At 69.8% G+C, this 10564-nt stretch carries 10 protein-coding genes; 4 read left to right on the top strand and 6 right to left on the bottom strand.

All coding sequences use genetic code 11. The features are described 5' to 3' along the window. The coding region (locus tag AC5Y3P_RS13510) for a PadR family transcriptional regulator (protein ID WP_500046404.1) at positions 1–420 on the top strand (420 nt) is incomplete at its 5' end. Between the two features lie 53 nt (positions 421–473). Here the strand turns inward: AC5Y3P_RS13510 and glpK are convergent. Next, complete coding sequence (gene glpK / locus AC5Y3P_RS13505) at positions 474–2042, bottom strand: glycerol kinase GlpK (RefSeq protein WP_500046403.1); 1569 nt, start codon at positions 2040–2042, stop codon at positions 474–476. A gap of 1 nt (position 2043) precedes the next feature. Between glpK and AC5Y3P_RS13500 the strand changes: the two genes are divergently transcribed. Genes AC5Y3P_RS13500 through AC5Y3P_RS13490 form a run of 3 tightly spaced genes read left to right on the top strand, consistent with a single transcriptional unit; the run spans position 2044 to position 5031 of the window. Then, a complete protein-coding gene (locus AC5Y3P_RS13500) occupies positions 2044–2805 on the top strand; it encodes a class I SAM-dependent methyltransferase (protein ID WP_500046415.1) in 762 nt (253 codons plus the stop codon). A 20-nt stretch (positions 2806–2825) separates the two neighbouring features. Further along, positions 2826–4313 carry a glutamate-cysteine ligase family protein gene (locus tag AC5Y3P_RS13495; RefSeq protein WP_500046402.1) on the top strand — a complete coding sequence of 496 codons (1488 nt, stop codon included), beginning with the start codon at positions 2826–2828 and terminating at the stop codon, positions 4311–4313. A 40-nt stretch (positions 4314–4353) separates the two neighbouring features. Next, the gene (locus AC5Y3P_RS13490) at positions 4354–5031 is read left to right on the top strand and encodes a class I SAM-dependent methyltransferase (protein ID WP_500046401.1); all 678 of its coding nucleotides are present in this window, start codon (positions 4354–4356) and stop codon (positions 5029–5031) included. Positions 5032–5034: 3 nt separating this feature from the next. Here the strand turns inward: AC5Y3P_RS13490 and egtE are convergent, their stop codons facing one another. From egtE to egtA, 5 genes are read right to left on the bottom strand one after another with little or no spacing between them, the layout of a single operon-like run. Continuing rightward, on the bottom strand, positions 5035–6165 hold the full coding sequence (egtE, locus tag AC5Y3P_RS13485) for an ergothioneine biosynthesis PLP-dependent enzyme EgtE (RefSeq protein WP_500046400.1): 1131 nt from the start codon (positions 6163–6165) through the stop codon (positions 5035–5037). Then, on the bottom strand, positions 6162–7127 hold the full coding sequence (gene egtD / locus AC5Y3P_RS13480) for an L-histidine N(alpha)-methyltransferase (RefSeq protein WP_500046399.1): 966 nt from the start codon (positions 7125–7127) through the stop codon (positions 6162–6164). Before egtD ends, egtE begins: the two co-directional genes overlap by 4 nt. Beyond that, positions 7124–7864 (bottom strand): ergothioneine biosynthesis protein EgtC, encoded by a 741-nt coding sequence (egtC, locus tag AC5Y3P_RS13475; RefSeq protein ID WP_500046398.1) that lies wholly within the window; start codon positions 7862–7864, stop codon positions 7124–7126. The genes egtD and egtC overlap by 4 nt, the downstream gene beginning before the upstream one ends. Beyond that, positions 7864–9150, bottom strand: a complete 1287-nt coding sequence (gene egtB, locus AC5Y3P_RS13470; RefSeq protein ID WP_500046397.1) for an ergothioneine biosynthesis protein EgtB — start codon at positions 9148–9150, stop codon at positions 7864–7866. Before egtB ends, egtC begins: the two co-directional genes overlap by 1 nt. Then, positions 9147–10433, bottom strand: a complete 1287-nt coding sequence (gene egtA / locus AC5Y3P_RS13465) for an ergothioneine biosynthesis glutamate--cysteine ligase EgtA (protein ID WP_500046396.1) — start codon at positions 10431–10433, stop codon at positions 9147–9149. Before egtA ends, egtB begins: the two co-directional genes overlap by 4 nt. Positions 10434–10564: the final 131 nt, after the last annotated feature.

Below are 10564 nucleotides of genomic sequence, written 5' to 3'. Positions count from 1 at the left end.
GTCCGCGCGGCCATCCTGGTGCTGCTGACCGAACGCCCCATGCACGGCTACGAGATGATCCAGGAGATCGACTCGCGCAGCCGGCAACTGTGGAAACCGAGTCCCGGTTCGGTGTACCCGACGCTGCAACTGCTCGAGGACGAAGGCCTGATCGTGGCCAGCGCAGCCGACGGCAACCGCAAGCTCTTCGAGCTCACCGAGGACGGTCGCGCGGCAGCCGAGCAGGTCGAGACCCCACCGTGGGACGCCATCGCCGAGGATGCCGACCCGGGCCATCTGAACCTGCAGGCCGCTATCGGCCAATTGTTCAGCGCGGTAACGCAATCCGCGCACGCCGCCAGCGTCGACCAGCAGCAGCGGATCGTCGAGATCCTCAACCGCGCCCGGCGTGAGGTCTACCAGATCCTCAGCGAGGACTGATTGCCTGCGGTGCGGTCATCGCGCACACCCCACCGTCGCGATAACCGCACCGCTCACACGTCGACCCAATCCAGGGTGCGCTGCACGGCTTTTCGCCATCCGGCATAGCCGGCAGCGCGCTGCTCGGCGGTCCAGGACGGCGACCAGCGCCGGTCTTCCTGCCAGTTGGCCCGCAGTTCCTGCGGGTCGTTCCAGAACCCGACCGCCAACCCGGCGGCATAGGCCGCGCCCAGCGCCGTCGTCTCGGCCACCACGGGTCGCACCACGTCGACGCCGAGCACATCGGCCTGGATCTGCATGCACAGGTCGTTGGCCGTCACGCCGCCGTCGACCTTGAGCACCTCGAGATGCACACCGGAGTCGGCTTCCATCGCGTCGGCGACGTCGCGGCTCTGATAGCAGATCGCTTCCAGCGCGGCCCGCGCCAAGTGCGCGTTGGTGTTGAACCGGGACAGCCCGACGATTGCGCCGCGGGCATCCGAACGCCAGTACGGCGCAAACAATCCGGAGAACGCGGGCACGAAGTACACCCCGCCGTTGTCCGGGACCTGCCGGGCCAGCGCCTCGCTTTGCGCTGCGCCGCTGATGATCCCGAGTTGATCGCGCAGCCACTGGATCGCCGATCCGGTCACCGCGATCGAACCCTCCAGTGCGTACACCGGTTTGGCGTCGGCGAACTGATAGCAAACCGTGGTGAGCAATCCGTTGCGCGAACGCACGATCTTCTCACCGGTGTTGAGCAGCAGGAAGTTTCCGGTTCCGTAGGTGTTCTTGGCCTCCCCCGCCGACAGGCACACCTGGCCGACCATGGCGGCCTGCTGATCGCCGAGGATCCCGGTGATCGGAATCTGGGCGGCCAGCGGCCCGGACCCTCGGGTCAGGCCGTACGGCTCCGGCGCCGACGACGGCGCGATCCTGGGCAGCATCTGGCGCGGAATCGTGAAGAACGACAACAGTTCATCGTCCCAGTCCAGGGTCTCGAGGTCCATCAGCATGGTGCGGCTGGCATTGCTGACGTCGGTGACGTGCACACCGCCGTCCGGTCCGCCGGTCAGGTTCCACACCACCCAGGCGTCCGAGGTACCGAACAGCGCGTCGCCGCACTCGGCGGCCGCCCGCACCCCGTCGACGTGGTCCAGAATCCACTGCACCTTGCCGGCGGAGAAGTAGGTGGCCGGCGGCAACCCGGCCTTGCGCCGGATCACATCACCGCGACCGTCGCGGTCCAGCGCGGACGCTATCCGATCGGTGCGGGTGTCCTGCCACACGATCGCGTTGTAGTACGGCCGTCCGGTGCGGCGATCCCACACCATTGCGGTCTCGCGCTGATTGGTGATGCCCAGCGCGGCCAGGTCCCGGGCTTGCAGGCGGGTGTTGTTCAATGCGCTGGCCAGCACCGAGCTGGTGCGGTCGGCGATCTCCACCGGGTTGTGCTCCACCCAGCCGGCCTGCGGCAGGATCTGCTCGTGCTCGAGTTGGTGCCGGCCCACCTCGCGGCCGGCATGATCGAAGATCATCGCGCGGGTACTGGTGGTGCCCTGGTCGATGGCGGCAACGAAGTCAGCCAACGGGTCTCCTCGGCGGCCTGGTCGGTGATCTGCGGGTTTTGGCTCGTCGTCCATGATGGACCACGTGAGCACCAGAACCTTCGACATTGACCGAATGCCGCGCGGCGGGTTCGACGCATCGTGTCTGGATCGGCTGCTGCGCACCGACCGGCTCGAGTACCTCGACCGCGACGACGATGATCAACGCAAACGCCAGGTAATCGACGCGCTCGAGCTCACCGGCCGGCTGTTCGGCCACCACCGCCGGTTCGCCCACCTGGCCCTGGAACTGCTCGCCGAGGTGCCCGACCCGACCATCCTGGAACTCGGCGCCGGGCACGGCGCCGTCTCGGCCATCCTGCTCGACGAGCATCCGACCGCCCGGCTCACGGTCACGGATCTGGAGCCGACGTCGGTGGCCGCGATGGCCGACGGCGACCTGGGCCGACACCCACGGGCCACGGTGCGCCGGATGGATGCCACCGCGATCGACGCCGACGACGGCAGCTTCGATCTGGTGTTGTTCGCCATGTCGTTTCACCACCTGCCACCGGCGGCCGCCGCGGCGGCGTTGGCCGAGGGCACCCGGGTCGGTCGGCAGCTGCTGATCATCGACCTGCCGCGGCCGCCGGCCCCGCTGCACCTGCTGCGGCTGGCCAGCATGGCGCCGCTGGTCCCCTGGCTGCCGTTCGTGCACGACGGGCTGATCAGCTCGCTGCGCAGCTACAGTCCGTCGGCGTTGCGATCGCTGGCGCAGCACGCCGACCCGGCGATCGAACTCGAGCTGCGGCGCGGTTGCCGGATACCGCAAGTGCTCATCGCCCGCCGCCGAACCTGACCGCCGATTAGCATCGCGGTGTGGGCGATGAAGTCCGGCAGGCCAGTTACAACCGCGCGCACCGGCAGGAATACCGACGCAAGGTGTTGTTGTGCCTGGACGTTTTCGAAACGATGCTGGCGCAGTCCAGCTTCGAGTTCGACCGGCCGCTGACCGGTATGGAGATCGAGTGCAACCTGGTCGACGAGGACTACCAACCGGCGATGTCCAACACCGAGGTCTTGGCCTCGATCGCCGATCCGGCCTATCAAACCGAATTGGGCGCCTACAACATCGAATTCAACGTTCCGCCGCGGCCGTTGCCGGGACGCTCGGCGCTGGACCTGGAAAATGAGGTGCGGGCCAGCCTGAACGCCGCTGAAACCAAGGCCACCCGCAGCGGGAAGCACATCGTGATGATCGGCATTCTGCCGACGCTGCGGCCCACCCACTTGGCGCACGACTGGATGAGCGAATCGGCCCGGTATCGCGCGCTCAACGAGTCGATCTTCACGGCCCGCGGCGAGGATATCCTGATCGACATCGACGGCCCCGAGCGGCTGACCCTGATGACCGAGACCATCGCCCCCGAATCTGCTTGCACCAGTATGCAATTGCATCTGCAGGTGGCTCCGGGCGACTTCGCCAACAATTGGAATGCCGCCCAGGTGCTGGCCGGTCCGCAGTTGGCGGTGGGGGCCAACTCACCGTTCTTCTTCGGGCACCACCTGTGGGCCGAAACCCGCATCGAGTTGTTCTCGCAGTCCACCGACACCCGGCCCGACGAACTCAAGACCCAGGGGGTGCGGCCGCGGGTCTGGTTCGGCGAACGCTGGATCACCTCGATCTTCGATTTGTTCGAAGAGAATGTGCGTTACTTCCCGTCACTGCTGCCCGAACTGTCCGAGGAAGACCCGGCGGCCGAGTTGGCCGCCGGCCGCACCCCGCAGCTGTCCGAGCTGCGCCTGCACAACGGCACGGTGTACCGGTGGAACCGCCCGGTGTACGACGTCGTCGCCGGGCGGCCGCATCTGCGGGTGGAGAACCGGGTGCTGCCGGCTGGGCCCACGGTGCTCGACATGCTGGCCAACTCGGCCTTCTACTACGGTCTGCTGCGCACGCTGTCCGAAGAGGACCGGCCGGTCTGGACCAAGATGAGCTTCCCGGCCGCCGAGTCGAACTTCTACGCCGGTGCCCGCTGGGGGATGGATGCCCAACTGTATTGGCCCGGCCTCGGACAGGTGACGCCCGATGAGTTGGTGCTGCGGGAGCTGCTGCCGCTGGCCGATGAGGGGCTGCGACGCTGGCGGGTGGCCGCCGACGTGCGGGATCGGTTCCTCGGTGTGATCGAGGGCCGGGCCAAGACCGGCCGCACCGGCGCAGCCTGGCAGGTGCAGACCGTGCAGGCCCTGCAGGAGCGCGGGCTGCCCCGACCGCAGGCGCTGGCCGAGATGCTGCGGCTGTACTGCGAACTCATGCATTCCAATCAGCCGGTGCACACCTGGGACGGTCCGCGCACCCAGAGCTGACCGACCGTCGGCGGTTGCCAGGACCAGTACCGTGGTTGCCATGGACGCTGCCGATGACGTGATGAACTGGGACGAGGCCTACCGCGAGCAGGCTCAATTCGCGGGCCCGCCGCCGTGGAACATCGGTGAGCCACAACCCGAACTGGCCCGGCTGATCGCCGACGGAAAGGTGTCCGGTGCGGTGCTCGACGCCGGCTGCGGGCACGCCGAACTCGCGTTGGCGCTCGGCGCTGCCGGCTACGACGTGGTCGGCATCGAACTGAGCCCTACCGCGGTGGCCGCGGCCCGTCAGGCCGCCGACGACCGCGGGCTGACCAACGTCACCATCGTGCAGGACGACATCACCACCTTCACCGGCTTCGACGGCACCTTCGACACCATCATCGACAGCACCCTGTTTCATTCGCTGCCGGTAACCGCCCGGGACGGCTACCAGCAGTCGGTGTACCGCGCGGCAGCCCCGGGTGCGCGCTACTACATTCTGGTGTTCGCCAGCGGGGCGTTTCCGGCCGAACTGGAGATCAAGCCCAACCAGGTCGACGAGGACGAGTTGCGGGCCGCAGTTGGAAAGTATTGGGAGATCGACGAAATCCGGCCGGCCCACATCCACGCCAACCGGGTGGAGATCCCCGGAGCGCCGACTGTCGACCACGAGTTGGACGAACAGGGCCGGGTGAAGTTTCCGGCCTTCCTGCTCAGTGCGCACAAACCGGGCTGACTTTCAGTCCGGCTCGCCGAGCACGGTGAGCGCATCGGCCAACAGCCCGAGGTCGGCGGTATCGACGTCGAGGTGCGGTGAGATTCGCAGCACCGGGGCGGTCAGCGCGAACGGCGCCCGGGCGACCTCGGCGAACGTGGTCAAGATGGCATGTTCGGCCAGCAGTTCCCGGTGCACCCGGGCGAGATCGGCACCCGGCGGCGGGCGCAGCGTGGTGATCGCGCTGGGCTCGTCGCGGTCCTCTACCACCTGCCAGCCGGCCACCTCGGCCAGCACCGCGCGGGTGGCCCGCCCGACCGCGGCCAGGCCGGCGCGCACCCGCGCCGGGCCGGCCGCCAGGTGCTCGCCCAGTGCCACCGAAAATCCCACTCGCGCAGCGATGTTCGCTTCAGCCCAGGCGAAACTCTGCAGGGTGGTCATCGGCAGCGGCCAGTTCGGCGGCGGCACCCGGCGGTTCAGCCGCTCGGCCAGCTCGGGGCGCACCGCCAGGAACCCGACCCCGCGTGGCCCGGCCAACCACTTGCGCGAGGTGGAGTAGACCGCGTCGGCCCCGACCGCGCAGTCCAGCTGGCCCAGGGCCTGGGCGGCGTCGAGCACCAATGGGATCTCGAGATCTCGGCACAGCGCGGCCATCTCGGCGATCGGTTGCACCACACCGCAGTGGCTGCCCAGACCGGTCAGGTGCACCATCGCGGGTCGCTGGGCGCGCAGCGCATCGGCGGCTGCGGCCACCCGCAGCCGGCCGTGTTGGTCGACCGGCAACGCGCTGACCTGGAAGCCGTGTGCTGCCATGACGGCCAGGTTGGGCCCGAATTCGCCGGGCAGACACACCGCGGTGCGTGGGTCCGGCCAACTGCCCAGCAGCAGGTCCAAACCGTGCTGGGCGCCCGTGGTGTACACCACGTCGGCTGCGGTCATCCCGGTCAGCGCCCCGATAGCGGTGCGTCCGGCCGCCAGCACCGGTTCGGCGGCTTGTGCCGCGACGTAGCCGCCCGCCTCGGCTTCGTGCCGGGCGTGCGCGGCGCACGCGTCCAGCACGGCGCGGCTCGACCGCGAGCAGGCCGCCGAATCAAGGTGCAGCACAACCGGTTCCGGACGCGCGGTGCGCCACGCCTGAGCCAGCTCGGCGCTCACTTGACCGCCAGGGTCAGGCCGAAGTCTCCGTCCGGGTCGGTCCACCACCGGGTGCGGGTCAACCCGGCCGCGGCCAGTTCGTCGGCCACCTGGGTCGGCGTGAACTTGCAGGACACTTCGGTGAGCAGTTCCTCGCCGTCGGCGAAGCGCACTTCCATGTCCAGATCGTCGATCGCGACGCGCTGGGGACCGCGTGCCCGCAACCACATCTCGATGCGCCGTTCTACGCTGTTCCACCGGGCGACATGCTCGAAATCCTCGACGACGAAGTCCGCGCCCAGTTCCCGGTTGATCACCCTGAGCACATTGCGGTTGAACTCGGCGGTCACCCCGGCTGCGTCGTCGTAGGCACGCACCAGCCGAACCGGATCCTTGACCAGATCGGTGCCCAGCAACAGGCCGTCGCCGGGCGCCAGGGTCTCTGCCAGCGCCGCCAGGAAGGACGTCCGCGGACCCGGCGTCAGATTGCCGATCGTCGACCCCAGAAAGGCCACCAATCGGCGTCCACCGCGCGGGATTTCGGCGAGGTGGCGTTCGAAGTCGCCGCACACGGCGTCGACCTGCAGCCCCGGATATTCCTGCTGCACGGCCTGCCCCGCACTGCGCAGCACGCTGGCGTCGACGTCGAACGGAACGAAACGCTCGAGTGCACCGCTGCGCGCCAGCGCGTCCAACAGCATCCGGGTCTTGGCCGACGTGCCGCTCCCGAGTTCGATCAGGGTGTCGGCGCCGCTGGCTTCGGCGATCTCGTCGGCCCGCCGGCCCAGGATGGCCGCCTCGGCCCGGGTCGGGTAGTACTCCGGGAGTTGGGTGATCCGGTCGAACAACTCGCTGCCGGCGGCGTCGTAGAACCATTTCGGCGGCAACGACTTCGGTGTCCGGGTCAGACCGTCGCGGACGTCGTTGCACAGTTCGCGACGCGCATGATCGGCCGGCAGATGGTTGGTCAACACCAGGCTCATGGATCTCCTCGCAGGTCGGTGATCCGCACACCGTCGGCGTCGACGTCGACCAGGTGCCGGTCGGGCACGTCGGTCCAGTCCGGATGATCGTCGTAGGGTTCGCTGGCCAACACCACCCCGTCGGGCCGGCGCAGGATCGCCAGGGTGTCACCCCAGGTGCTGGCCAGCAGCCGGGATCCGTTGCCGGCCAGGATGTTCAGTCGTGCGGCTGGGTCCCGCTCGGCCACCCAGGCGAGGGTTTCGGCCAGTGCGTCCATCCCCCGGTCGAAGATCAGCGCGGCCAGTAGCGCGCTGTCCACGGTCGATTCGGCGGCCGCGCTGACCGGCAGCACCGCACGGTCCACCACGCCGTTGTGCGACAGCAGCCACTGCCCATCGGTGAACGGCGCCGCCGCCGTGGTCTCGATCGGCATGCCGACGGTGGCCGACCGGACCGCGGCCACCACACAGCCGCTGACCAACACCGGGGCCACCGACGCGAACGACGCGTCCCCCCACAGCGGGGCCGCGCTGCGCCAACGCCGCGGCGGCGCCGGCCGGCCGGGTTGCGGACCGTCGCGGTCGGCGTGCGAGCCATCGCGGTCGGCGAAGAACCCCACGCCCCAGCCGTCGGCGTTGAGCAGGCCGTGCCGCTGTCGGCGCGGTGCGTAGGACTGCACCAGCAGACTGTGCGGTGGGTCGAGCACCAGAGTGCTCACCGGGACCGGCGCGCCCAGCCAGCCGAGATGTCGGCACATCAGACGTCCCAGGCCAACCGCAGGCCGGCGAAGATCTGTCGCCGGATCGGGTGATCCCAGTTGCGGAAACTGGGCCGCAGGATGTCGGCGCTCACCGCCCACGAACCGCCGCGCAGCACCCGGTACTCGCCGCTGGGCGCCGGCTCGAAAAACGGTGTGCTGTAGCGCTGGTAGATCATCGGGGTGAATCCGGGCCACGGCCGCAGCGGCGATGCGGTCCACTCCCAAACATCGCCCAGCATCTGCTCGGCCCCGTAGGCCGAGGCGCCCTCGGGATAGCTGCCCACCTCAGCCGGCCCGCGCGCTACCCCGGACAGGTTGGCCCGCTTGGCATCCGGGGGATCCGAGCCCCACGGATAGCGACGCCGGGTTTCGGTGCGCGGATCCCACGCGCAGGCCTTCTCCCACTCGATCTCGGTCGGCAGCCGCGCCCCGGCCCAGGCCGCGTACGCCTCGGCCTCGTAGTAGGTCACGTGCTGCACCGGCCGCGCCGGCGGGATGGGTTCGGTCCGGCCGAATCGAGTAAGGCTGCCGTCCGGGTTCCAGAACTGCGGTGCCTGCAGTCCCGCGGCGCACCGATGCGCCCAGCCCGGCTGCGACCACCACCGCGCATGCCGATACCCACCGTCGTCGATGAACTGCTGCCATTCGGCGTTGGTGACCGGCACCCGGCCGATCCGGAACCCCGGCACGTCCACCACGTGGGCAGGACGTTCGTTGTCGAGGGCATACGGTTCGGTGTCGGCGTCCACGCCCAGCACGAAGGGCCCGCCGGCGACCAGTACCGAGGTCCCGGCCAATCCCGGCCGCCCCGGCGGGGTGGGCGCGCCGGCGTCGAGCAGCGGCGGTCCGCCGCGCAGGTTCAAGGCCTGCAGCATGGTCTCGACGTGCTGGTTCTCATGGCTGATCACCAGCCCGTAGTCGAACCCCGGATCATCGTCTGCCAGGCCGGCCAAGCGGTCGAACACCTTGGCGCGCACCGTGTTCAGGTAGTCGCGGGACTGCGCCGGGGACAGCAGCGGCAGCTCGCCGCGGCCGGCCCGCGGATGCACGAACGCGTCGTAGAGGCCTTCCACCGCCGGGTCGAGCAGCCCGGGCCGGTTCGGGTCGCCGCCGCGCAACAGCCAGAGCTCTTCCTGCTGACCGATATGCGCCAAATCCCACACCAGCGGGCTCATCAGCGGGTGGTACTGCCGACGCAGTTCGTGCTCGTCGAACTCGACTAGGGCCAGGGTGCGGTCCCGGGCCCGGGCCAACTCCTCGGCGAGGGTGGCTGCCGCGCTCATCGAGACGCTCCGAGCGCACTGCGCAGCGCCGCGGCCGGGCCGGTGCGGACCACGGCGTCGGCGAAGTCATCGGCCGGGCACCGGCCGCGGTCCACCAACTCGGACAGCAGTTGCATCGAGTCGGTCAACTCCGGCGGGGCCGCGGCGGCCGCTACTCCGACGCAGTGCCGGGCGGCGTGCTGCAGGTGCGGATCGGCCAGGCCGATCCGGGCCGCGGTGTCCCACGCGGTGGCCACCTCGGCCACCGCGACGCCGGCCTGGGCGGCGGCGTCGGCGTCGTCGAGCAGTTGAGTCAGGGTGAACACGACGGCCGGCCAAAGCTGTTCCGGAACGGCGTCGAGGTAGCGGATCTCCAGCCAGCCACGCGGACGGACCGGCGGGAACAAGGTGGTCAGGTGGTAGTCCAGGTCGGCGGTGGTGGGCCGCCGGTCACCGAGCAACACCCGGCCGTCGGCCCAGTCGGCGAACGGCACCCGCTCCGGCACCGCGACGGCGGTCGGCTCGTGCACCAGCATGACCGGCGCCTTGAGTGCATACCGCGCCCAGTCGGTGGCCGGGTCCTCGTAGCCGACCCCCAACACCGGCCCGCAGCGCGCGGTGTCGAGCTGTCCCCACACCTGCTGTCGGCTGGATTTCCACCCGGTGAACCGGCCGTCCAGCAGCGGCGAGTTGGCCGCGATGGCCACCATGATGGGACCCAACGCGTGCGCCAGCCGGACCCGGGCGGACCAGCCGTCGGCCGGGCCGGCTTCCAGGTTCAGCTGCACCGACGCGGTGCCGGTCATCATGGCCGCGCCGGCCGCGGCGGTGCCGGTGGCGGCGAAGAACTGCTCCATCGCCCGGTAGCGCGCGCCCGGGTTGACCCGCTGTGCGCTGCGCAGCGGATCGGTACCGGTGAGCAGCAAGCCCAGGCCGGCCGCGTTGAAAGCCTGGGTCAGCACCGCGCGGTCGGTGCGCATGGCCGCGATGGCGGCGCACGCACCGGGCAGCGGCGGTCCGGACAGTTCCACCGCGCCGCCGGGTTCGACGGTGACCCGGCTGCCCCCGGGAAGCGCCGGAAGCCCCGCGACGACCTGCTGGATGCGCGACCAACCGGGTCGACTCATCAGGTCGTCGAGGTCGATGCAGTGCGCTTCGATCTCGATGCCGACCCGGCCCAGCGGGGTGTCGCGCAGGGCGCGCGCGCAGATCTGTTGGGCGGCGTCGGCGGAGCCGGTGAGTTCCCTGACCTCGACGTCCGCCGGCGCGGCCGGTACCGGCGGTGCTGTGACGGCGGACGTCATGAGTTGATTGCCTCGCTCCTCGGACCTGCTGTCCCGGTCATTCGTCGAGTGGCTGGTTCCATCTTCGACCACCGGACCGACAAATTCTCGTCGTGTGACACCAGGAGGCGATACCCGTTTTTCGTCGCTCT

The sequence above is a fragment of the Mycobacterium sp. NGS45 genome, from assembly GCF_059812645.1.
Note: the sequence above shows the minus strand (reverse complement) of the source record. Positions and strands in the feature narration are given on the sequence as shown.